Origin of the sequence: Niallia sp. FSL M8-0099, from assembly GCF_038006945.1 — a bacterium.
Classification (GTDB): domain Bacteria; phylum Bacillota; class Bacilli; order Bacillales; family Cytobacillaceae; genus Niallia; species Niallia circulans.
The window spans coordinates 1657020-1679992 of sequence record NZ_JBBOWF010000001.1 but is presented as its reverse complement, the minus strand read 5'-3'; the positions used below and the strand labels follow the sequence as shown (position 1 = coordinate 1679992).

Here is a 22973-nt window from a genome sequence, read left to right as displayed (position 1 = left end):
TATTTCCCTATTTAAAAAGTAGGCAAATTATCTAAGTTATTTTCTTTAATCCCATCTGGTTCACTACGAATAATATCCCTGCCATATTTATGAAAAACATCCACATGCGCTAATTTCCCTGCTTTAGCTTCATCAATGGCAGTAATATAATCTAATTCTCTACCACTGCTCGTTTTAAAAGCAATAATATCATCATCCTCATTTTTACGAACAGCGACAATTTGTTCTACATTAGGATCTATTTCTTCGGCCGCTTCTTTTTGAGCTTGGCCACTTGCTTGCTGCAAGTAATTATCGTATATTTTTTGATAGTCTTTTTCATCCATTATAGCCACCTCCAAACCATTAGTATGCTCTGGAGTTTTCAAGTTATGTATCATCTATCTTTCATCATGGTTAATCAAGTATTTTTCTTTAAAGCTCGGGCTTAACTGACTCCACACATCAAATTTATTTCCATCAAGATCGTAAAAAACAAAATTGTTGCCTGGATGTCCTCTATCCTCAATATCGTCAACCGTAACACCTTTTTCTTTTAAGGAGGAATGAAGTTTCTTTAATTGGTCTATCCCATCAACTTCAAATGTCAGGAAGAAATGCTCATTTCCTGCATCATCTTGAAAGGCTGCTTTTTCTCCTTTTTCCGCTTTAACAAGAAAGAAACTTTGATTCGCAAAGTCTAGAATAGCTTTATCTCCATTTCTGAAATTTTCTCTTGCTCCTAATTTTTCTTGATACCAGTTTGAGGCTAATTCTGGATTTTCAACTGGCAGATAAATCGTTCCCACTCTGTGGATGATTGTATTCATTATTTTTCTCCTTTTCGATAGAATAGCTTGCTTTTATATTCGACGAAAAGGAAAATATATCCTCTTCTTTGTATGTGGTTTGGCTGATATTTTGTTGCTTTGGCTGATTTTCCCGCTGGTTTGGCTGATATTTTTTTAGTTTGGCTGATTCCCTCGCTGATTTGGCTGATATTTGGTTACTTTGGCTGATATTTTTTTACTTTGGCTGATTCCCCTGCTAGTTTGGCTGATAAATTTTTATTTTGGCTGATTTCCCCGCTGGTTTGGCTGATATTTTTTTATTTTGGCTGATTCCCCTGCTAGTTTGGCTGATAAATTTTTATTTTGGCTGATTCCCCTGCTAGTTTGGCTGATATTTTTTTATTTTGGCTGATTCCCCTGCTAGTTTGGCTGATAAATTTTTAGTTTGGCTGATTCCCCTGCTAGTTTGGCTGATAAATTTTTAGTTTGGCTGATTTCTCCGCTGCTTTGAATAATATTTCACTATTCTGCCCCATTGCAACGTAAAAAAAGCTTCCCTTTTATTTAAAGGAAAGCACCTAAATGTTAAATCCATTTAGTTATTTTATCGTGGACAAGATTACTAGTTAATACTGTTTCTATTGCTGCGGATAACTCAATTGGAAAATTAATCTTTTCCTTACTATTTACAAACCTGATTCCTTTTATTTTATCCATTTCATTCATCGAAGGTATTCCGCTAACAGACTCTGCAAAATAGAAATAGCCCTTCCATTTAGTATGTCCGAAATAAAAATCTCCTTGGAAAACCTCTGTAAGTTGATGAATATAAAGACCGATTTCTTCTTGTATTTCTCGTTTTGCACACTCTACAGGTGTCTCTCCTAATTCTTGTTTGCCTCCTGGAAAATTCGAAATGTTTGCTCTATCTTGAATTACTAACATATGATGGTCCTCATCTTTTATAAGGACACGAGAAAATACCTTTTCCATATAATCGCCTCTTTTTACACAATATCCCTCTCTATCTTTTTCTCTCCATTAGACTATTTTGCTTTATACTGCTTGTTATTTGCCCATACTGCACTTAGTACCAAAGAGTCCTAAAACTTAGGAATATTAATTAATGAATAGAACGATTAGCATTAAGCTTCCCTTGAGATAGAATTAAACTTCAAATATCACTAAAGAACATTTCCACATAATATTCTATTTCCTTGTCGTCACGTATAATAGATATCATATTCTCAATACCTTCAGAAGAGATTATCCCCATTTCATTGAAATGATTAGCATAATTTGCGGCTATTTCCTTTATTTCAAGCACTGAGCTCTGTAGAAGATTTATTAACTTCTGCTCAATAAAGCCTTCATTCCCTTTCATATTTATACAGAGATAGTCTAAAGCTAACATCACTTGCGGTATGTCGTAAGTTGACAAGGCTGATTCAACATTATTTAGGTTCCAATTGATTGTCTCTAGCTGAAGATAAGTTTCTTCATCTTCTACATTCTCTATTTCTGCTTCGACAGAGTATAACTCACTTAAGAATGTGGAAAAATCAGGAGCCAGGTTAATAATCTGTTCCATTTCTACATCAACAAAGATAATGGGTGGTTCTTCTCTTACGTTCCTGTAATCAAATGCAATCCAAGAGTGCCCATCTCCACTAAATAAGACAATATTATCCGGCAAACCCCACTCTTTAATAAGGTATTCACTATTTAATATGCCCTCTTCTTCTGCTATACCGAAAATATGGTCTACATTGATATGGTCTTCTGCCCATGAATTAGGGACTTTCGAGGGAAAGGCATTGAATTTAATAGATCCACCATTCTGTTTCTGCAGTAAATTAAGATAAGATAATGGCAGCTTAATATTTAATTGTTCTTCGGCCTTTTTTATAAGTTTATCTGTTAATGGAGCTAGCCTATAGTAATCATCATCTTCTTGCCATATATTATTTAACATTGATTCTCTCCCAATATCATTTTTTAATTTCCATAATTTTAGATATCCTTTTCACACTACTACGTAGCCACTAACTTGTATTCTCTAACCAGAGTGAGAAACCCTGCTTCTGCCAAAAAAGTCCTAAAACATAAACAATACTATTCTTTTTAAAATAACCAAATTTCTTTATCCCAGCTAATAATTTACTTCACAAATAACTTCCCTTTTCGCAATGCTTGTGCTTCTAACTTATTTTCTTCCATAAGACATCCAAACGAAAAAGACATTAATCTTTTTTAGATCAATGTCCTTTATGTTTAGAATAACCTTCGAAATTTCTTATGGTAAATCCTTGCTTTCGGGCATATTCATTAATGGCTCGAAGTAATTTATTTTTAGCGATAGAAAAAGACCCGTGAATTTCTCTCTTATCATCTATAACATACTCTACATAAACGATGAAATTTAAAAGATCCATTTTCCGAATGACAAATTCATTGCATTCATATTCTCCACATCTTATATTGCCATTATAAATAAAATCAATAATGCCGTCATAAAACTCTTGATCTGAAATTTCTACTTCTAAAAATGATTGCAGTATCCCTTCCATCGTATATCATCCCCTTGCAAATTCTCCTCTTTTATATTCTTTGTTCTCTCGTTATACTCCTTCTTCAACATAAGTCATTTAAGTAAATATTGGACAACTTTTGTTTTCCAAACACCATATCCTATCCATGCACCTAACATATTTAAGATAAAATCATCAATATCGAAACTCCCTAATCTTGTAACTACTTGAACTACTTCAATAACTATTAGCAAGAAACTCATCGAAATAGTAAATCTGCTAAACTTGTTTAAATGCTTGAATAAATAAGGTAAGTATATACCCATTGGCATAAACATCATAAAATTACCAAATAGATTTTCAATAGGTATATACATATTCATACTTCCGTCAAATATTGCTAGAATATAGGTAGTTATCGTTTTAAATGGAACAAAATTGGATGAGTTTTTTATATATTCTATCCATGATATATCTGACCAGAAGATCGCTCTTGTGCCTAAGAATAATAAATATACTAGTGCTAATAAATAAAACACGAAACTTATCTTTAGAGCTACTTTTCCTATTTTCTTCATTTTCCCTTCCATTACTTTTCAATGTTTTGTAAGCTGCTACCTTTATTTACTCTCTTTCAATGATTAGACGATCCTCAATCAAGGTAAGTTTTACCTCTACTAATATTTGTTTATCCCAGCATAAAAAAAGGCTTCCCTTTTAACTAAGGAAAGACCTGTTAAATCCTACAAACGTGCCCTTTTAATGGTTTATCTCTTTGAACTTCAAGGGTTATCTGCCTATTCTAGTTCTTCTTGCTTCATATAAAATGCCATTGCTTGGTTAAACCATTGTTGTTCTTCTTCCGTAAAAGGAGATGGTGTCATATTTTCAATTTCTTGAATATCAAGTTCTTCCATATTAGTATCAGCCAGCTTTTGCATCAAATCCTCCCCAAGAAATGCCAAGGATGCTTCTATATAGGTCTTTATCATTTCTTGGACTTCTGGATCCTCTACTGGTTTACCATATAATCGTTTTACTTTTTTAGACATCTGAATATATGTTTTATCTAAAGTGATTTTATCTTCTTCCGATTTCTTTGATAGCTCTTCAACAACATCTGTTAACATATGACGCTCCATCCACTCTTCTTGGATATATTCGGTACGCATGCTATGAATGAGGCTAAATAAAACAGCACTATCTACTTCTCCTTCTTCCTTGACTAGCTTAATTACTCTTTTAATCGATTTTATGGATTGTTCAATTTGTTCTTGTTCTTTTTCTAACACTTGCAATTGGAGAGACAGACTTTCATTCAAATCAGTAGTAAAACTTGATTCATATAACAAATTAGCGATATTATCTAGACTATATCCTAGAAATTTTAGGCTAAGAATTTTCTGTAAGGTTACAATATCCTGATATTTGTAAATTCGGTGACCGGATGATGGATTCTTTTCGGGTCGTAATATACCAATCTCATCATAGTAATGTAAAGTAGGAATTGATACTCCTGTCTTTTCTGAGAATTCCCCAATCGAAAACTTGTTATTTTTGTCCATTAAAATTCCCCCTATTCAAAGTTTAATTTCATTATAACTCCTCAAGTAACTGGAGGTTCAAGGGAGAATTGGAAAAATTCTACCTAATGGTTGGCGATTGCCGAATAAGTTAAAAATTCCCCAACTTATAGACTGGGGATTTACTTCTTCTAACAACAAAATAACCCCACTTTCTGGATGGCTCTCATCCATCCAATAAGTGGGGTTTTATCATTTATTCTTATCCAGCTTACTCGCCTAAATCCACATTGTGGTATACTTGCTGCACGTCATCTAAATCTTCGATTGCATCAATCATTTTCTCAAATTGCGCCTGTGCCTCTGGTTCTAATGTTACATCGTTTTGAGCAAGCATTGTTAACTCGGCTACAGTGAATTCTGTTACACCAGCTTGTTTAAATGCTTCTTGGACAGCGTGGAATTGATCTGGCTCTGCGTATATAATAACAGAATCTTCTTCTTCCATGATATCACGGACATCTACATCTGCTTCCATTAGTAGCTCTAATGCTTCTTCTTCTGTTTTTCCTTCTACACCGATAACAGCTGTTGCATCAAACATATAAGAAACAGATCCACTTACTCCCATGTTTCCGCCATTTTTGCCAAATGCCGCACGAACATCTGAAGCAGTTCTGTTTACGTTATTTGTTAAAGCATCAACGATTACCATCGAACCGTTAGGGCCAAAGCCTTCATAGCGAAGCTCGTCATATGTTTCTTCGGAACCGCCTTTTGCTTTTTCAATCGCACGATCAATAATGTGTTTTGGTACACTATATGTTTTTGCACGCTCTAGTACAACTTTTAATGCTTGGTTAGATTCTGGATCTGGTTCCCCTTGTTTAGCCGCTACATAAATTTCACGTCCGAATTTTGCATAAATCCGACTAGTATTTGCATCTTTTGAAGCTTTTTTGTCTTTAATATTGTTCCATTTACGACCCATTATGAACACTCTCTTTCTGCTTATACATTCAACTTATTTATTATAGATAAAAACACGGTACTTCTTCAACTTTTAGTTACTGTATTTAGGCGCTTATCTATCTGTCATTACTTAAAGCCACTAATATTATACATGAAATGACCATTTTATTCAGCTTTTTGAAAAAAACTTTGTGGCAAACCTTGGACATTTTTAATGGGAATGCAAAAAAACTTGCAACCAAGGTTACAAGTTTTTACGATCAATTACTGTTTTTGCACAAATAGCTTTTCTCTGGTTTCTTTCGCTGCCTCTACCATTACTTCAAGTGCACGAATCGTTTCTTCTTCATTTCTAGTCTTCAAGCCGCAATCAGGATTAATCCAGAATAATTGTGGATCCAAAACACCTAAGGAGTTTCCGATTGTTTGCGTTATTTCTTCTTTTGTTGGCACTCTAGGACTATGTATATCATATACACCAAGGCCAATTCCTTTCTCATATGTTTTATTTGCAAATGTTTGAATAAATTCACCGTGACTTCTCGAAGTTTCAATAGAAATGACATCCACATCGAGGGCATCAATAGCATCGATAATGTCTTCAAAATTCGAATAACACATATGGGTATGAATTTGTGTTTCCTTTTCCACAAAAGTGGTAGCAAGTTTAAAAGAATAGACGGCAGTATTTAAATAGCCCTGCCACTTTTCTTTTTTCAATGGCAGCCCTTCACGAAGTGCCGGTTCATCTACTTGGATCATGCGTATATCGTTTTTCTCCAGCTCCTCTACTTCATTCTTAAGGCTGAAGGCAATTTGTTTGGCAACTTCTGCTCGTGAAATATCATCTCTTACAAAAGACCAGTTTAAAATCGTAATGGGCCCTGTCAGCATTCCTTTCACAGGCTTATTCGTCAGGCTTTGGGCATAAACCGTTTCTTTCACCGTCATTGGATTCACATAAGCAACATCTCCATATATAATAGGCGGCTTCACACAGCGGGAACCATAGGATTGAACCCAGCCAAATGTTGTAAACTGAAAACCAGCTAGTTTTTCGCCAAAATATTCAACCATATCGGTTCGTTCGAATTCTCCATGTACCAATACATCTAATCCCAAGTCTTCTTGTATTTCCATCCATTTTTTTATTTCTGCTTGAATAAAAGTCTCGTACTCCTCATTCGTTATTTCTCCTTTTCGCCATCTCAAGCGTTCTTTCCGTACTTCCTTTGTCTGCGGAAAACTTCCGATTGTGGTGGTTGGAAGAATTGGGAGTTTAAAAGCTTCTTGTTGTGCTTGCTGTCTGATTTTTGCATTTTCACTTCTTTCCACTTTATCAGGAAGCCATTTTAATTCTTCTTGAAGGTGTTGATTATTTCTTGCTGAGGAGGCATTCAATTGACCGATTGCTTCTACGCTTTTATTGATTTCTGCTTGAATGACTGCTTTTCCATTTCTAATTCCTTTTGTTAATGCATTTAATTCTTGCAGTTTTTCATCTGCAAAAGAAAGTGCCTCTTTTAAAATGGGAGCAATTTGCTCTTCCTTCACTGTTACCGGTACATGAAGTAAGCTTGATGACGGCTGAATAATTAACTTATCACTTCCGACCGCTTTCTGTATCTCTGTAAGCAGATTCCATTTTTCCTCTAAATTAGCTCTCCATACATTTCTACCATCAATAATGCCTGCCGCTAGGATTTTATCTTGGGGAAATCCGTATTGCTGGATAGATGCTAAATTCTCTCCATCATCATGAACGAAATCTAAACCGATTCCCGCAACAGGCAACGAAACAATTGTTTTATAATCTGTTACAGAATCAAAATAGGTTTGTAGAATTATTTTTAAGTTTGGAGCCGCTTCTCGCAATGTTTGATATATTTGCTGCGTAATCTCCCATTCTCTTGCTGTGACATCTGTTACTAAATATGGTTCATCAATTTGAAGCCATTGTACCCCTTCTGCTTCTAGCTCTTTTAAAACCTGCGCATATAAAGGAAGATAGGATGCCACTGTTTCTGCAAGCTTATCTTCTTCATAGCCTTTTGCTAATTTCACAAAGGTCAGCGGTCCTAATAATACTGGTTTCCCCTCGATTCCTAATGCTTCTTTTGCTTCTCGATAAAAAAACAGCGGGCGATTCTCCGTTAATGTTGGTGTTCTCTCCCCAAGCTCTGGCACGATATAGTGATAATTTGTGTTAAACCATTTTTTCATGGCTGCTGCTACAGCAGTCGGATTTCCGCGAGCTATCTGAAAATAAGTTTGTAACGGGACCCTGCCCCCATCATAAGCAAATCTAGCTGGCACTTGCCCAAACATTGCAGCCGTATCTAATACATGGTCATAGAAACTAAAATCACCAACTGGAATCAAGTCAATTCCTTGAAGCTTTTGCTTTTGTAAGTTTTTCAATCGAAGGTTTTTCGTTTCTTGTAAAAGCTCTTCTTCGGAACACTCTCCCTTCCAATAACGTTCCAATGCTTTTTTCCATTCTCGCTTTTCTCCAATTCTCGGATAGCCTAAATTAGAACTTTTGTACATTTCTTTTCCCCATTTCTTATTTTTTCTCAGCCAAAAGTTAGTAAAAAAAGAGTCTGACATCCACATTCTCTTCAGAAGCTTCCTACTTTCTTGCTTCTTGGATAAACAGTGGAGTCAGACTCTTATGAGATTTTCTCTCATTTTAGTCCAGCACTAACTAGAGTTGAGATACGCTTTATCCCAACACATGGTCTCCCTCCTCTATATCCACGTAGAGTAGCTTACTTACAAAATAGGCAGGTCTCCTGACTTAGAATCATCACTCTTTCTCCCCTTCCCATCTAAAAAAGACAGTGGATATTGAGAAATTGCTCCTCCTTACAGTGGCGGGACCGTGCCGGATTCTAACCGGTCTTCCCTTTTAAGCTATGAATACTTCATTCACAGCACCTATTTGCGCTATTCAATTGTCCTGTGCAAAAATAAAAAACCTCCCTTTAAAAAAAAGAGAGGTTTCACCTTGTATCCTTATCCCCCTCTTATCTTTCAAAGCATAATAGCTTTGCTGGAATTAGCACCTTTTCTTTAAAAAGAATGGTTGCTGAGGCTTCGACGGGCCAGTCCCTCCACCTCTCTATATAAGAGTTTTTATTCGATTTTGAATTAACAAAATATTAGCACGATAATTTCTTGTTGTCAATTCTTGTTTTATAGACGTTGAAAGTTTTTTTACTTATTTTGGATACGTAAAATTTTTATTCTCTAATATTTCATTTCCTTCTTTTACCTCTTATTTTTCTTGTTCCCTTCCTTGTTTACGAACGTTTGTTCTGATATGATGAAACCATTAAGGAGATGATGAATACGCAATCGAGGCTCGATTAAATGGACATCGCTGCTGCCGCCGGAGCATGTTTCAAAGTATAAAAGAGATTTTAGAGTAACCGGAAAAAATAACAATTCTCATTTTAGAAAAAGATAAAATGCAGAAATGGAGCTACTCTTACTAGAAGGACTCGAAAATAAGCTTTTGCTTCACTACGATATTTTTAACAATGGAACGATTGATCGTTTAAATGGCAAAACCACCTAAAACAAGAGTTTCGTATTCAAGGATAAGAATAATCATATGCACTCTATTCCTTTTCACAGCTTAGTAAACATACAAAATGATTAAAAAAAGGAGCATTACCGTGTTTGATTATGACCAATTGCCCAATAGAGCGATTCTTTGCGTCGATATGAAAAGTTTTTATGCGAGTATTATAGCGGTCACTAAAGGTTTAGACCCTCTAACCTGTCATCTAGTTGTTGTCGGCAATACCGATCAAAAGGGCAGTGTCGTACTTGCGGCATCTCCAGCTATGAAGAAGGATTTTAAGATAAAGACTGGCTCCCGCCTTTTTGAAATACCAGATGATCCAAGAATTCTCGTAAGTAATCCCAAAATGGAACTATTTATTCGGGTGTCAACGGAAATAACGAAATTATTTTTTCGATATGTCCCTGTTACTGCTGTCCATACCTATTCTGTCGATGAAAGCTTTCTGGATGTCAGTGGAATGGAAAAAAGCTTGGGCACACCTTTCCAAATAGCACAAAAAATAAAAGCCGATATTATGCGTGAGTTTGGGCTGCCTTCAACGATCGGCATCGGCCCAAATATGCTTATGGCAAAGCTTTGTCTCGATTTAGAAGCCAAAAAGGCAGAAGGTGGTATAAGCAGATGGACTTATGAAGACATTCCAGATAAATTATGGCCTATCTCCCCTTTACGCGATATGTGGGGGATTGGGAAGCGAACGGAAAAGACATTAAATAATATGGGAATATTCTCTGTTGGTCAACTTGCACACTATGATTTAGGCTTACTAGAGAAAAAATTGGGAATTATGGGCAATCAACTTTACCATCATGCTTGGGGCATTGATTTATCGGAAATTGGCGCACCTATTATGCAGGGACAAATCAGCTATGGGAAAAGTCAAATTTTATTACGGGATTATAAAGAGATTGATGAAATCAAATCGGTTCTTCTTGAAATGTGCGAAGATGTTGCCAAAAGAGCACGAAGTAATCACCATGCAGGACGCACGGTTACATTAGGCATTTCTTACAGCAAAGATGAATTCGGCGGCGGTTTCCAGCGCTCACGAACAATCGAAAATCCGACTAATGTAACCATGATTATTTATCAAGTTTGTCTTGAATTGTTTCATGAAAATCACCGAGGACAAACCGTTAGACAAATTTCTGTTTCTATTACAAAATTAGAGAATGATGATGAAATGCAATTAGATTTATTTGATACAGGCGGCTGGAAAAAAAGAAAGCTTGGATATGTTGTCGATACTATTCGAAATCGCTATGGATCAACTGCCCTCTTACGTGCTGTTTCCTACACTTCTGGCGGTACAGCCTTGCAGCGCGCACAGCTGCTTGGCGGTCATAAAAAATAAACAAAAATGAGGTGCATCAAATGTTAAAGCAAATTCGCTTAAAAAAAGAAAATATCCCATCAAAAAGTGGCTATCCTTTTACCATCCCTGCTATTAGCCATTTCAGCTCCCTTGATTTTCAAAATAAAGTGACTTTTTTTGTAGGGGAAAATGGTTCTGGAAAGTCGACCTTGCTTGAGGCAATTGCCTATCAATGTCAATTTAACACAGCAGGCGGCGGAAGAAATAACAGTTATGATATTCATGCTTCTCAATCGGATTTAGGAGAATATCTGCAGCTATCTTGGTCTCCGACTAAGCTCACCAATGGATTCTTTCTGCGGGCTGAATCCTTTTATCAATTTGCCACCCATATTGATCAACTAGAAAGTGAAAAAAAGTATGTGAGCTATGGTGGAAAGTCCTTATTGCAGCAATCTCATGGCGAATCCTTCTTATCCCTCTTTCTCCATCGTTTTAGAGGGGAAGCCATTTACTTGCTGGATGAGCCCGAGGCTGCGCTATCCCCGCAGCGGCAATTAAGCTTTCTCCGCATCCTCCATGATTTAGCTGAAACGGAAGAATGCCAATTTATTATTGCCACCCATTCTCCAATTCTATTAGGGTATCCAAGTGCAACAATTCTAAGCATCGACGGGGACCAAATCGAAGAAATAGCATACGAGGATACAGAACATTATCAGATTACTAAATACTTTTTGCAATATCGGGAGAAAATGTTAAAAGATATATTTACAGAAGAAGAAATGTAAAAAAACATATATAGGATAATCTAATCAAAGTAAGTAAATAGTATAACTATCTAATTACTTCCAGGAGGATGTTATGCTTGGATTATTACTCTCTGTCTTTTTATTTAACTTGATTGCTTATAAAACAAATAAAAAGTTAACAGTAAATCAAATCTTACATATATGGATCTTCACGATTGCATTTCAGCAGCTATTTGACTTATATATTGATATTGGATATCATGCCTACTGGTACTTCAGCAAAACCGAAGTAGATTGGGAATCCATCATTCATATTCTATTTTTAGTACCGCCTGTAAATATTATTTTCTTAAACCTTTATCCGATGAAAAAGCGGATTCTAAATAAAATTTTGTTTATTTTCCTATGGAATTTTATCATTGTGGGATACGAGTGGCTTACTTTACTCCCTTCTCCATGGGGATTCTTTCATTACGGCTGGTGGAAACTCGCCTACTCCTTTCTTATTAACCCGTTCTTATTATTTATTTTAATTAAATATTATAAGCTAATAAATAAGCTCGAGAAGAAATCCTTTTTGGAGTAATTATAAAGAAAGCGCGTCCTGGTTGGGTTGCTACTCGGCTTTTTGTTGGGGTTTTATTTGGTTTGGCTGATATACCCTGCAGGTTGGCTGATTTCCTCTCCACTTTGGCTGATATATCCTGCAGGTTGGCTGATTTCCTCTCCGCTTTGGCTGATATATCCTGCAGGTTGGCTGATTTCCTCTCCGCTTTGGCTGATATATCCTGCAGGTTGGCTGATTTCCCCTCCACTTTGGCTGATATTTCTGCAGGTTGGCTGATTTCCTCTCCACTTTGGCTGATATTTCTGCAGGTTGGCTGATTTCCCCTCTACTTTGGCTGATATTTCTGCAGGTTGGCTGATTTCCTCTCCACTTTGGCTGATATTTCTGCAGGTTGGCTGATTTCCCCTCTACTTTGGCTGATATACCCTGCAGGTTGGCTGATTTCCCCTCCACTTTGGCTGATATTTCTGCAGGTTGGCTGATTTCCTCTCCACTTTGGCTGATATAGCGGCAATTCATCCCGTTCCCTGCCGCTTTTGGCGGTATACCCAAAAATTCATCTCTTTTTTCCTGCCACATTCACGAATATAATCGAATATATATCTGAAATTAGTATTGACGCTCGTCTATATTTCCTTATTTGACAATAAATAGGTCTATAAACTCATTTTTTTTACAAAAATATTAAAAAATCATGACTTTATACCTTGAATTAACAGAGGAACATGGTAGAATTAAATTTGGGCAAATTTTACGAAAGTAAAAGACGCAAAGCCACGGGCCTAAAGCAAAAATGCTATGGTAGCCGGGTTGCCAAGATTATCGTATATCTTGTTAATAAATCTTCCTGTCTAATTTGCCTTATAAAATTAGAAAAGAGGAATGTTAATGTTTTACCCAACTGTAGTAACGGATGAAAAGCCTTGTCTTAGACATGTTGTAAAGGACAAAAATTATTGTATGTGTGGATCAAAGTATAAATCATACTCCACCTTTAAAAAATCAGACTTTAAACGAATTGAATTTAAACAGTTAACTGATATCACCTGTCCTTACTGCCAATCCATCATTAATTAATGATGGATTTTTTATTGTCTACTGTTCCTTTCCATTCCCTTTGCCAAATTAGACTTTATTCTCCAAATTTCCCGACTCTACTGAGAATAAAATTATTAAATAGACGAAAACTAAAAATGATTCATATTTAGGAAAATTTCAAAATGGGGATGGAATCCAATGTCGATTGTTATTTTAAGAATTTGTATGGTTCTGATTAGTTGGGGAAGCTTGTTTTTTCTTCCTAAATCAGCAGTTAAAAAATTTCTTCCGGTTACTTTTTTCTCTGCTTCTATCCTTTTAGTTGAAACGCTCTTATCACTTATCTTTAAATGGTGGGAGGTAAAAGGCGGATTAAAATCATTGGTCGCAGACGCATTAGGGTTTATATTCGGACCTTTCGCCGCCATTAATATTGGGATATTTCATTTCACATATAAAAGATTCCTTGTGTACACACTAGTAAACTTAATCATGGATCTTATTTTTGCGTTTCCACTAAATTCCTTTTTTCAAAAAGCAGGCTTTTATAAATTAAAAAAATTCACATCCATTCATTTATTCTTAATTGCATATGGCCTCTCTTTTCTTAATTACTGGTTTCAAAAATTTATCATCTCCGATAAAAAGATAAGGACTGCTTCTTAACGAGCAGTCCTTATCTTTTTAGTTATTATTTTCCCATTCGGCAATTTCTTTACGGACAATTGGGGCAACTTCTGTTCCAAGCAATTCGATTGAACGCATCACTTGGTCGTGTGGCATGCTGCCAACAGGAACATGAAGCATAAAACGTGTGATTCCTACATTTTTGCGCAGAGCAATAATTTTATCTGCGACTGTACGCGGATCTCCGACATATAAAGCACCAGTTTCACTACGAGCTGCATCAAAAGTTTCTCGCGTATATGGTTCCCATCCTCTTTCTTTTCCAAGCACATTCATTGCATATTGAGTGGATGGGAAGAATGCATCTGCTGCAAGCAGTGTATCTTCTCCTACAAATCCATGAGAATGAGACGCGACTGTTAACTTTTTCGGATCATGACCGGCATGCTCCACTGCACGGTAATACAGGTCGACAAGCGGGGCAAAGTTTGCTGGGTTCCCTCCGATTATTGCTAACACTAGTGGCAATCCAAGAATCCCAGCACGTACAACAGACTCACTATTTCCTCCACTTCCAATCCATATTGGCAGTGGATCTTGTACTGGCCGTGGATAAACACCACGATTCTGAATAGCTGCGCGATGCTTTCCACTCCAGGTTACTTTCTCGGATGCTTGCAATTTTAAAAGCAAATCTAATTTTTCATCAAATAATTCATTATAATCATTTAAATCATAGCCAAAGAGCGGAAATGATTCAATGAAAGAACCACGGCCGGCCATAATTTCGGCACGTCCATTTGATAGCCCGTCCAATGTTGCAAAATCTTGAAACACGCGAACCGGATCATCAGAAGAAAGAACCGTCACCGCACTTGTTAACCGAATCTTACTTGTCTGTGTGGCAGCTGCTGCTAAAATAAGCGCAGGTGCGGACGCGGCATAATCTTTTCGATGATGTTCTCCTACGCCAAAAACATCTAATCCAACTTTATCTGCTAAAATAATTTCCTCCACTACTTGGCGAATTCGCTCTGCATGACTTACTACCTTCCCTGTATGCGGGTCTGGAGTTGTCTCTACAAATGTACTTATTCCTATCTCCACTATATATATATCCTCCTTAATAATGACAAAAATCATCCCTTCTTCTCTATTAAAACAGGAGATGTCTCGAATTACAACTATTGTGTTAGCGAAGAAAAAAGAATGAACTTCTGACTCACTTCCCTTACAATGAAAGAATATACATAATCTAACCGCGGAGGGATACATATGTTTGAACATACAATTGACGAAAATTTAGCACTACGAGTGTTCCGTTTAGACGATGCCGAAGAATTTTTTCAATTAACAATGAAAAATAAAGCTTATTTAAAGAAATGGCTCGGCTGGCTTGATTATACGCGAACAGTGGAAGACACAAAAGAAAATATTCGGCAAAGACTTCAAGGAATGCTGGAAACTGGTGGCTATCCAAAATCCACCGCCATTCTCTATAAAGGAAAAATTGCTGGAACCATCGGCTTCAATGAGATTAACCGTACGAGTAAGATTGGCGAAATTGGCTATTGGTTAGGAGAAGAATATCAGGGAAAGGGAATTATGACAAAAGCATGCCAAGCGATCATCCATTATGGCTTCACTGAATTAAAGCTTAATCGTATTCAAATTGCAGCAGCAAGCGAAAACAAAAAAAGCAGAGCACTTCCAGAAAGACTTGGATTTACAGAAGAAGGCATTATCAGACAAGCAGAATGGCTTTATGACCATTATGTTGACCATGTTATCTATGGTTTGCTGCGTGAAGAATGGGAAAACTCAAAATAAAGGACGGGATACCATGTTTTATAAATTAACTAGAGAACAGCAAAATGCGATGATTGCAGACATTCAATACTTCTTTTCTCAAGAGCGAGAAGAAGAAATCTCGGAATTTGCTGCCGAACGGTTGTTAGACTTTGTGAAAGAGTCTCTGGCTCCCCATTTTTATAATGCTGGAGTAAAAGATGCAAGAAAAATCGTGGAAGAAAGAGCCAGCTCTCTTGAAGACGAATTATTGACACTTGAAAGACCTATTAAATAAAAAGGAAAAGGGGTGGCTCACTGCCTTCCCCTTCTTTTCTTTCTTTTTCAAAAACTACCTCCATTGTTAAAGACTACTCCACCGTTTCTTGCATATTCATGAACAAATTGGTTGATAATCCATTTGGAGTATTCCACTCAATCCTTTAACGGGAATGGAAACAAATTGATAGGCAAACATATAATCAGCTCCTCCACGTTTTTTAGCGAATCACCGAAAACCCCCTTCTCTCTTCGATCTCCCTCGCTTTATACGTATTCACCTCATCAGTGGTTTTCTATACGCTACGATTTTTTTCCCTAACTTCACATATATATCATCATTATGCGCATATTATAAAACGAACAAATGTTCTCAAAAAAGTATTGAAAAGAACGTCTGTTCGTTTTATTATAATAATATAAGGAGTGTGTTTGCATGATTAAAGACCGTGGAACAAAAAAATGGGTAGCAATGATGCTGCCAGAACATGTTGCTGCTGTGAAAGAAGAGCTATTAAATGAGAAAAAAATAAAAAAACCAGAATTGGATCAAGAAAAATTAAATGATATCGATTTGCTTATTCACGAGGGAATGGAATACCATTTATTCCTGCAATTTTCATTATTTAAAAATGGATTTATCGAAACACTCATTGGCAGAACTGTTTTTATTGACTACTTAAAAAAAGAACTTCGGATAGAGGACGAAACCAATGTTATTCACTACATTCCATTCCATCTATTAATCGATGTGGAACGCCTATAATTTAAAGGAAATCACCATGAATAGACTATCAAAGGAAGACATAAAAATACTGGAACATCTCATATATTTGCCTCTCTTACTAACTGTTTTAGAAAGAGATTACCAGCAAGCAAAAACAACTCCCTTTAAACTTAATCAAGTCTATCTAAACTTAATCGAACATACGATGAAAAAAGTCCAAGATGATTTAAAAGGCTTCAAAGAAAAAATGTATAGAAAGAAAATAAAACTACTAAAAGGCAATGTGGATAAAAACTTTACCGAGTATCATTACTATGTAGCCAACTATCACGAAGTTCACCGATTTGCCAATACAGAATTAAAAGCAAATACAGAAAAGCTATTATCTTACTATTTATTTAAGGAAAATGCCATTTTTTAAGTTGCCTTAAATAAAATCCTGAGATTAATGGTCATGAAAAATGGACTCCATTTATCTCAGGAATCAATTTTTTAGCCTACTTAAATATACTAACAATCAAATCCCTTATAACTGGGATATCTGCTTCCTGCTTTACTCTAAATAAATGATCCGCTTCCCCTTCTGCTGGATCTCCCCCTGTTTGTTTATGCTGACGCTCAAGAACCTCTTCGTAAGTGGCCGCTGTTCTTAAACGTAATTTATCCCGCTTACTTTTAACTATTCTCTCCTTTAGCAGCTCTATCGGCAGATCAAAATGGACAAGAATCGTCGTGAAACCAAGTGTTTTATAATATGGAAGCAGTTCTGCCCGACTTTCACGATCGCGATTGCTATTACTCAAAATAAGATGGCAGTCAGAGTGATGGACGGCATAATCAACAATTGTTTTTGTGAGGGCATGCTTAATAAGATTAGGCCCCTTTTTTGGCAAAAGCTTTTCATAATAGGTCTGCAAAAATTCTGCATGATTATCTTGATCAATGACAATCGCGTTTTCAAGTCTGCTTTTTAACGTTTGCGCAAAAGTGGACTTTCCGCTATGTGTCATGCCCACTGTCATAATGACTAATCTTTTCATATTCCCCCTCCATTAGCTAATGCTTCCTTCACTCTAACAAAAATCATCAGCTTTTCCTATCAAAAAATTTCCAACTCTCCCTAGTTCAGAATAGATTCAGCTACTTTTGGAATCATAAAAGCGATATGCAGATTATCAAAAAGGAGCTAGATGATGTATGTATTTTTATAAAGAAGATTTAATCAATATGATCGTCCCTGACAAACCAGATCCAAATGCAGCAAAAGTATTGCAGGAGGCATTAGGCGGACAGTTTGGAGAAATGAGAACACTAATGCAGTTCTCTTTTCAAAGCGCTAACTTCCGTGGAAAAGCAAAACAGTATCGTGATCTTATCCGCGGTGTATTCTTGGAAGAGCTTAGCCATGTAGAGCTTGTACAATCCACTATCAATCAGCTTCTAAACGATTCTGGTGGTAGCATGCCAGGAAATATGGCAAGTGATGGAGCTCCTTTAGATGATGTCATTAAAGGCGGGGCAAACCCTCACCATTATATAATTGGTGCAAAAGCTTCTCTTCCTGTCGATGCAGGCGGAAATCCATGGAATGGTTCTTGGGTGTACGACCATGGAAACCTCGTTGCTAATCTTCTCAATAATGTGATGTTAGAATCAACAGGTGTACTTCAAAAATCAAGAATTTATGAAATGAGCGATAATAAGACATTAAGAGAAACGATTGCCTTTTTAATCGTTCGTGATAATGCTCATCAAAATGCTTTTGCCAAAGCATTAGAAACATTAGGAGTAAATTGGGGGAAAATTCTGCCTGTTCCAAACTACGATATTAATAAATATCCTGAATGTCGCAAATATGTAGAGATGGGCTTCCATAATGCCCAATTTAATTTCCGCCTAGACGACACGAGAATCGGTGAGATTTTTCAAGGCACAACCCCTAGCCGAAATAATGGCGATTTAAATGTTGTTCCACCACCGCAAGGCTATCCAGTTCCAGAACTGCCAGATATGCCAAATGAGCATGCATCAGGCCTTATGGATTTAAATAATTAAGCCTGAAAAATGGGAGAAGCCTATTATGGCATCTTCCATTTTTTCTTCCTCTTTTCTTTCTCTCCTTAACACCATCGTCATTCCATGTGCATATTAAAAAATAGGATCTATTCCTTAAAATTATGTATTGGAGGAAAACACATGTCAAAGTCAGGCTATATTCCTGATAACACGAATATTCATTCATCGAGTGGCACTCCTAATCTTATTTATAACACTCGTGATAATGTATTTTTTGAAAGAAATCCTGAAAACATTGCCTATAAAGTTACGTCTACACAATTACCAGCCATGATTGGCGGAGCCTTTGTCGATTTATTTTTAACAAAAGGACATATGCGAGAGCCGCATTGGCATCCAAACGCTTGGGAATTAGATGTCATTGTATCCGGTGAAGCAATGATTTCGATTGTCGATCCAGATACAAGAAAACTTCATCATTACCATGCAAAGGTTGGGGATGTCGTATTTATTCCAATGGCATGGTGGCATTGGATTCAGCCGACGACAGAGAAATTGCATTTACATCTCTTCTTTAATAATGACCAGTTTGAAAGTGCGGAAGGCTCCGATACATTACGCTTAACTCCACCAGAAGTTTTTGAAGCAGCATATGGAGTGGATTCAGAAAAGGTTGCCAATGCTTTTTCTGCGCTGAAGGAATCTGTTGTCATTGGTCCACCAGATTCCCATCGCCTCCAAACTTCCTCCGTCTCCAATCTGGAACAAACAAAAAAAGAAGTTCCAGATAAAATATCTATCCAAATTAATCATAAACAGATTGCTTATTAATTTTTTGCTAAAAAAACTCTGCTCAGGATGAAATGAGCAGAGTTTTTCGCGTTCCTAGCTGGCAAGTTATTGGTTGTCCATCCACTTTATCATATGCAATCTTGACAATTTGGCTATAGAAAAAACAGCATTTTTTCAATTCTTGGGGAAAGTTTCATAACGAAAGGAAACTTTCTCATCCACTAGCGCGTATATGTATAAACAAAACTATTTGGAGTGATACAAATGAACATAAATAAGAAGTATTGGCTATTAATGCCTCCTTTTTTGATACTAGGAATTGTGCTTATTCTCTTTCTTCCACCAGAAAAGAATTTTATTCCCTTATCATTGCCGATTGTATTTTGGTGCATTTATTATGTTTGGAAGCATTATGAGCAAGACAGAGAACGTAAGCAATAAATTTGTTGCTGCTATTCTCCCTTCCCGCACTTCTCTATCTGCCAGTGGACAATTGCTCTCCACCTGCCTGCATTTGTTAATAGGAAGAATATCTAGGAATCTTCCTTTATATTTTTCTGGATAAATTCAGTCCCAGCGGCAATACTATGGATAACTATCTATTTGAGCAGGTGAAATTCCCATGAATATGGAAAGATGGATTTTAGTAGGAATTATTGTAATCAGTATCCTTGCCATTTTCTTACTTGTTCCCAAACAGAAAACGAGAGAAGCGTGGGTGATATTTTTATCTCTGCAGATTATCACCTGGCCTGCCGGATTACTTGCTGTGGAATGGAATATGATTGACTACCCTGTTCAACTTTTCTCCTCCGCAAACAAATTTAACCGGTCTAGCTTTACGTTTGAATTCTTTCTTTTCCCAGTGACAGCGATTATGTTTAGTTTATATTTCCCCAAAAAATTTAAAAAAACAGGCAAATTCTTATATTATTTTCTCTTTGCTGGATTCTTCACTTGTCTTGAAGTAGTGATAGAGCGCTACACCGAACTCGTGGACTATCTTAGTTGGCACGGATCTTATACGCTACTAAGTGTTATGGTCACATTGTATATTAACCATACTTACTATAGTTGGTTTAAGAAGGAACTGAAAAAGAATGAATAAGGAACTAATTATTTTAATTATTTCATGGGTTGTCTGTTTGATTTTACTCATTCGCATTATTCCAAAAGAGAGAAAAAGATATTTTCAAATTGTTTTTTTATTTGCCCATGCAACAGCTTGGATTTTTACACATATACAAGTATCTATGGACTTGGTGAGATTTCCATATAGAGAATTTTCGCATGCAACAAAAATGAGTTTCTCCCTCTACTACATTGTATTGCCAACTTTCGCTGTTCTATTTCTTCTCTATTATCCGGAAAAGAAACATTGGCTAAAAATTTTCCTCTATTACTTAATCTTTAGCAATGGCATACATCTTTTTATGTTTTTAGTAGAGAAAAATAGCAATCTTATACATGATCTAAACTGGCATTGGTGGCTTGCTGTCAGCATCGACTTTCTCGTTTTATATATGACTAAGAAATTTGCCTTCTGGTTTAGAAAAGGTTTTGCATGATTACAAAGAGCTACAACATAAGGCCAAATTCCCTGTGTGCATGAAGGAATTTGGCCTTTTTCTTAACATCTTACATATTTCCTTTTAAATCCTAGCATTCCACTGTCCAGCTCTTTTTGAATTCTGTCTGAAACAATTGAGGTCGTGCTTTTTTTCTTGCCTTTCTTGATTTCCACTGGGCCTACTGCTCTAGCCGTTTTTACTGCCATTTCATGTAAGGAAACATAGGAAATGGCTACAGTAGCGATAAAATTATTCATAGATGATTTTACAATATCTGGAGCTTGATGAATCGTATTTTCTACTTGATTCAGCATACTCGCCAGCTTAGTTTCACTAAAATCCTCGTCCTTGCGGTTTCCTAACAGCCAGCAATAACAGCTCCATCCGGCTGACATGCGAAATTCTTCTCCGCTTTCGATCCACTTATCAGCAACATCTTGGGCAAAGTCAGTTTCCGCTAAAGAAACGGCTACTATAAAATCGGAAATCATGTAAAAATAGGCTGCATCAATCCACCGCTCAAAATCTTCCTCTGTCATGCTCTTTGGATCACAAATAACCCCTGCAAAATACATGGCATCATAGTTACCCGTTGCATATAGCTCTTCTGCCAAGGCTTGATCCTTCTTAATCATCCTAGAAAGTGGCTTCATCGCACCTGTTGCAACCCCAAAAACCGGCTCTTGTGCCCCATTGCCCATATAAATCTTTTTCGTTCTCTCCTTCCCTAGTGCTTCTAGTTCCTGCATAACTGTTTCCAAATCCATTGTTTCACTTCCTCTTCTATATGTGATTCTAAAATGTATTCTGCCGGACTTCTTCCCTTCTTTATAAGACAAATGAAGGAATTATCTGTTCCTTGTTGAAGTATATACCTATCCATTGTATTTAGAAAAAAGGAGTATTGTCAATGAAGCAGCCATTCCCCATCATAGAAACAGAGCGTTTGCATTTAAGACAGGCAAGAGATGAAGATGCAAAAGATATGTTTATCTACTTATCGAATCAAGAGGTAGTGCAGCATATGGGGCTTGAACCTTACAAGTCAGCAGAAGATGTATTAGAAGAAATAAATTGGTACAAATCAATCTGGGAAAAAGGCACTGGCATACGCTGGTGCATCACATTGAAAAAGGAAAACATCGTTATAGGAAGCTGCGGCTTTCTGAATAGACAGCCAAAGCATTATAAAGCAGAAATTGGCTATGAATTAAGCAGCAGCTATTGGGGACAAGGAATCGCAGGTGAAGCCCTCAACGCTGTTCTCGCCTATGGATTTCAACAGCTTAGCTTGGAAAGAGTCGAAGCCTTAATCGAACCAGCCAATACAGCCTCGCAAAAATTAGTCGAAAAACACGGCTTCTTAAAAGAAGGCCTATTAAGGCACTATGAGTATACACGCGGAAAGTTTGATGATTTATATATGTATTCGATCCTTAAAGGAGATTTTGAAAAAAGCTCTGTGTAAGAAGCAGAGCTTTTCTAATTTCTATCTTGCTTATTCATCCATCCTCATATTCCCATTAAAAAAAGCAGAGGAAATCTTTCTTCTTTGGTTAAACTAAAAGAAAAGCAAAGGAAAGGGCGAACTACTGTGAAGAAACGCAAGCAAGAAAAGCTCCTGTTACGGGTCCTATTTGTAATTGGAATAGGTTCGTTTTTAAATTTACTGCGAAAGCCGCCACTAAAAGATTGGCTCATTATTTTCTTATTGAAAAGTTATATCGCCTCTATTTTAGATAATCTGTTAGTAAAAAAGGGCTATCTAACTTATCCTGTAAAATTTTTAAAGACATTTGATGTCAGTGTGATTTTCAGTTATCTTCTCTTTCCTGTCACTTGTATCTATTATAATCAAGTAACAAGAAATTCAAGTATAGTGGGAATTTGGGTTAAATGCTTATTGTTTAGCCTTCCAATAGCGATTGCCGAACATTGGATCGAAAAAAAAACCAATTTAATTAAATACAAAAAATCCTGGACCTCTTTCTATAGCCTGGGTTCCATCGCAACAACTTTTTTATTTGTTCGATTTATGATGATACTGATTAGAAAAGCAGCTATTAGGCAGCCAGCTAAAAACTGATTGACTTTTTCAGTCCTTTTAAC

28 protein-coding genes, 1 pseudogene and 3 riboswitches are annotated in these 22973 nt (G+C 36.6%); of the genes and pseudogenes, 16 read left to right on the top strand and 13 right to left on the bottom strand.

Annotated features, from left to right (window positions below):
• Positions 1 to 11 precede the first annotated feature (11 nt).
• The 9 genes and pseudogenes from NSQ92_RS07850 to metE form a co-directional block, all read right to left on the bottom strand.
• Complete coding sequence (locus tag NSQ92_RS07850; protein WP_061800976.1) at positions 12 to 326, bottom strand: DUF3892 domain-containing protein; 315 nt, start codon at positions 324 to 326, stop codon at positions 12 to 14.
• 54 nt (positions 327 to 380) lie between these two features.
• On the bottom strand, positions 381 to 809 hold the full coding sequence (locus NSQ92_RS07845; RefSeq protein ID WP_061800977.1) for a VOC family protein: 429 nt from the start codon (positions 807 to 809) through the stop codon (positions 381 to 383).
• Positions 810 to 1355: 546 nt separating this feature from the next.
• The gene (locus tag NSQ92_RS07840; RefSeq protein WP_095321360.1) at positions 1356 to 1763 is read right to left on the bottom strand and encodes an NUDIX hydrolase; all 408 of its coding nucleotides are present in this window, start codon (positions 1761 to 1763) and stop codon (positions 1356 to 1358) included.
• Between the two features lie 520 nt (positions 1764 to 2283).
• Positions 2284 to 2745: pseudogene (locus NSQ92_RS07835) on the bottom strand (SMI1/KNR4 family protein); the annotation flags it as partial.
• Between the two features lie 283 nt (positions 2746 to 3028).
• Complete coding sequence (locus tag NSQ92_RS07830; RefSeq protein ID WP_095319991.1) at positions 3029 to 3340, bottom strand: hypothetical protein; 312 nt, start codon at positions 3338 to 3340, stop codon at positions 3029 to 3031.
• 74 nt (positions 3341 to 3414) lie between these two features.
• Positions 3415 to 3879, bottom strand: a complete 465-nt coding sequence (locus NSQ92_RS07825) for a VanZ family protein (RefSeq protein ID WP_341151312.1) — start codon at positions 3877 to 3879, stop codon at positions 3415 to 3417.
• Positions 3880 to 4098: 219 nt separating this feature from the next.
• Positions 4099 to 4866, bottom strand: coding sequence for a MerR family transcriptional regulator (locus NSQ92_RS07820; protein ID WP_047940163.1), 768 nt, complete (start codon positions 4864 to 4866; stop codon positions 4099 to 4101).
• 229 nt (positions 4867 to 5095) lie between these two features.
• Entirely contained in the window at positions 5096 to 5815 is a 720-nt protein-coding gene (locus tag NSQ92_RS07815; protein WP_341152533.1) for a YebC/PmpR family DNA-binding transcriptional regulator, read from the bottom strand.
• 245 nt (positions 5816 to 6060) lie between these two features.
• Positions 6061 to 8346 (bottom strand): 5-methyltetrahydropteroyltriglutamate--homocysteine S-methyltransferase, encoded by a 2286-nt coding sequence (metE, locus tag NSQ92_RS07810; RefSeq protein ID WP_047940284.1) that lies wholly within the window; start codon positions 8344 to 8346, stop codon positions 6061 to 6063.
• Between the two features lie 218 nt (positions 8347 to 8564).
• Positions 8565 to 8755, bottom strand: a riboswitch (cobalamin riboswitch).
• Positions 8756 to 8822: 67 nt separating this feature from the next.
• A riboswitch (SAM riboswitch) is annotated at positions 8823 to 8931 on the bottom strand.
• Between the two features lie 596 nt (positions 8932 to 9527).
• Here metE and NSQ92_RS07805 point away from each other — a divergent pair.
• The 3 genes from NSQ92_RS07805 (at position 9528) to NSQ92_RS07795 (ending at position 12044) form a co-directional block, all read left to right on the top strand.
• Positions 9528 to 10745, top strand: coding sequence for a Y-family DNA polymerase (locus NSQ92_RS07805; RefSeq protein ID WP_369988621.1), 1218 nt, complete (start codon positions 9528 to 9530; stop codon positions 10743 to 10745).
• 20 nt (positions 10746 to 10765) lie between these two features.
• Entirely contained in the window at positions 10766 to 11497 is a 732-nt protein-coding gene (locus NSQ92_RS07800; protein WP_341152532.1) for an AAA family ATPase, read from the top strand.
• A 73-nt stretch (positions 11498 to 11570) separates the two neighbouring features.
• Positions 11571 to 12044, top strand: coding sequence for a hypothetical protein (locus tag NSQ92_RS07795; protein WP_341152531.1), 474 nt, complete (start codon positions 11571 to 11573; stop codon positions 12042 to 12044).
• A 30-nt stretch (positions 12045 to 12074) separates the two neighbouring features.
• Here the strand turns inward: NSQ92_RS07795 and NSQ92_RS07790 are convergent, their stop codons facing one another.
• Entirely contained in the window at positions 12075 to 12578 is a 504-nt protein-coding gene (locus NSQ92_RS07790) for a hypothetical protein (protein WP_341152530.1), read from the bottom strand.
• 181 nt (positions 12579 to 12759) lie between these two features.
• A riboswitch (cyclic di-GMP riboswitch) is annotated at positions 12760 to 12844 on the top strand.
• Between the two features lie 70 nt (positions 12845 to 12914).
• On the opposite strand from NSQ92_RS07790, the gene NSQ92_RS07785 reads away from it, so the two are divergent.
• On the top strand, positions 12915 to 13103 hold the full coding sequence (locus tag NSQ92_RS07785) for a hypothetical protein (protein ID WP_141231309.1): 189 nt from the start codon (positions 12915 to 12917) through the stop codon (positions 13101 to 13103).
• A 159-nt stretch (positions 13104 to 13262) separates the two neighbouring features.
• A complete protein-coding gene (locus NSQ92_RS07780) occupies positions 13263 to 13730 on the top strand; it encodes a hypothetical protein (RefSeq protein ID WP_047940157.1) in 468 nt (155 codons plus the stop codon).
• Between the two features lie 18 nt (positions 13731 to 13748).
• Here NSQ92_RS07780 and NSQ92_RS07775 read toward each other — a convergent pair whose 3' ends face one another.
• Positions 13749 to 14798: an LLM class flavin-dependent oxidoreductase gene (locus NSQ92_RS07775; protein ID WP_047940156.1), complete on the bottom strand. Its 1050-nt coding sequence runs from the start codon at positions 14796 to 14798 to the stop codon at positions 13749 to 13751.
• A gap of 168 nt (positions 14799 to 14966) precedes the next feature.
• On the opposite strand from NSQ92_RS07775, the gene NSQ92_RS07770 reads away from it, so the two are divergent.
• The 4 genes from NSQ92_RS07770 to NSQ92_RS07755 all read left to right on the top strand — a co-directional run bounded on the left by NSQ92_RS07770 (position 14967) and on the right by NSQ92_RS07755 (position 16906).
• Entirely contained in the window at positions 14967 to 15521 is a 555-nt protein-coding gene (locus NSQ92_RS07770) for a GNAT family N-acetyltransferase (protein WP_047940155.1), read from the top strand.
• 13 nt (positions 15522 to 15534) lie between these two features.
• A complete protein-coding gene (locus NSQ92_RS07765; protein ID WP_047940154.1) occupies positions 15535 to 15777 on the top strand; it encodes a DUF2164 domain-containing protein in 243 nt (80 codons plus the stop codon).
• A gap of 417 nt (positions 15778 to 16194) precedes the next feature.
• Positions 16195 to 16524: a YolD-like family protein gene (locus NSQ92_RS07760; RefSeq protein WP_047940153.1), complete on the top strand. Its 330-nt coding sequence runs from the start codon at positions 16195 to 16197 to the stop codon at positions 16522 to 16524.
• A 16-nt stretch (positions 16525 to 16540) separates the two neighbouring features.
• The gene (locus NSQ92_RS07755; protein ID WP_144546244.1) at positions 16541 to 16906 is read left to right on the top strand and encodes a hypothetical protein; all 366 of its coding nucleotides are present in this window, start codon (positions 16541 to 16543) and stop codon (positions 16904 to 16906) included.
• Positions 16907 to 16982: 76 nt separating this feature from the next.
• Here NSQ92_RS07755 and NSQ92_RS07750 read toward each other — a convergent pair whose 3' ends face one another.
• On the bottom strand, positions 16983 to 17525 hold the full coding sequence (locus NSQ92_RS07750; protein ID WP_251687011.1) for an ATP-binding protein: 543 nt from the start codon (positions 17523 to 17525) through the stop codon (positions 16983 to 16985).
• 157 nt (positions 17526 to 17682) lie between these two features.
• On the opposite strand from NSQ92_RS07750, the gene NSQ92_RS07745 reads away from it, so the two are divergent.
• The 5 genes from NSQ92_RS07745 (at position 17683) to NSQ92_RS07725 (ending at position 20861) form a co-directional block, all read left to right on the top strand.
• Positions 17683 to 18540, top strand: coding sequence for a manganese catalase family protein (locus NSQ92_RS07745; RefSeq protein WP_047940151.1), 858 nt, complete (start codon positions 17683 to 17685; stop codon positions 18538 to 18540).
• A 141-nt stretch (positions 18541 to 18681) separates the two neighbouring features.
• Positions 18682 to 19332, top strand: a complete 651-nt coding sequence (locus NSQ92_RS07740; RefSeq protein ID WP_047940150.1) for a cupin domain-containing protein — start codon at positions 18682 to 18684, stop codon at positions 19330 to 19332.
• 225 nt (positions 19333 to 19557) lie between these two features.
• Entirely contained in the window at positions 19558 to 19734 is a 177-nt protein-coding gene (locus NSQ92_RS07735) for a hypothetical protein (RefSeq protein ID WP_172866534.1), read from the top strand.
• 181 nt (positions 19735 to 19915) lie between these two features.
• The gene (locus tag NSQ92_RS07730; RefSeq protein ID WP_095319985.1) at positions 19916 to 20401 is read left to right on the top strand and encodes a CBO0543 family protein; all 486 of its coding nucleotides are present in this window, start codon (positions 19916 to 19918) and stop codon (positions 20399 to 20401) included.
• Positions 20394 to 20861 carry a CBO0543 family protein gene (locus NSQ92_RS07725; RefSeq protein WP_047940148.1) on the top strand — a complete coding sequence of 156 codons (468 nt, stop codon included), beginning with the start codon at positions 20394 to 20396 and terminating at the stop codon, positions 20859 to 20861. The genes NSQ92_RS07730 and NSQ92_RS07725 overlap by 8 nt, the downstream gene beginning before the upstream one ends.
• A 62-nt stretch (positions 20862 to 20923) precedes the next feature.
• On the opposite strand, the gene NSQ92_RS07720 is transcribed toward NSQ92_RS07725, so the two are convergent.
• Positions 20924 to 21631 (bottom strand): DNA alkylation repair protein, encoded by a 708-nt coding sequence (locus NSQ92_RS07720; protein ID WP_341152529.1) that lies wholly within the window; start codon positions 21629 to 21631, stop codon positions 20924 to 20926.
• Positions 21632 to 21774: 143 nt separating this feature from the next.
• On the opposite strand from NSQ92_RS07720, the gene NSQ92_RS07715 reads away from it, so the two are divergent.
• Both NSQ92_RS07715 and NSQ92_RS07710 read left to right on the top strand, forming a co-directional pair.
• On the top strand, positions 21775 to 22332 hold the full coding sequence (locus NSQ92_RS07715) for a GNAT family N-acetyltransferase (RefSeq protein WP_047940146.1): 558 nt from the start codon (positions 21775 to 21777) through the stop codon (positions 22330 to 22332).
• A gap of 126 nt (positions 22333 to 22458) precedes the next feature.
• Positions 22459 to 22950 carry a CBO0543 family protein gene (locus NSQ92_RS07710; protein ID WP_341152528.1) on the top strand — a complete coding sequence of 164 codons (492 nt, stop codon included), beginning with the start codon at positions 22459 to 22461 and terminating at the stop codon, positions 22948 to 22950.
• Positions 22951 to 22973 lie beyond the last annotated feature (23 nt).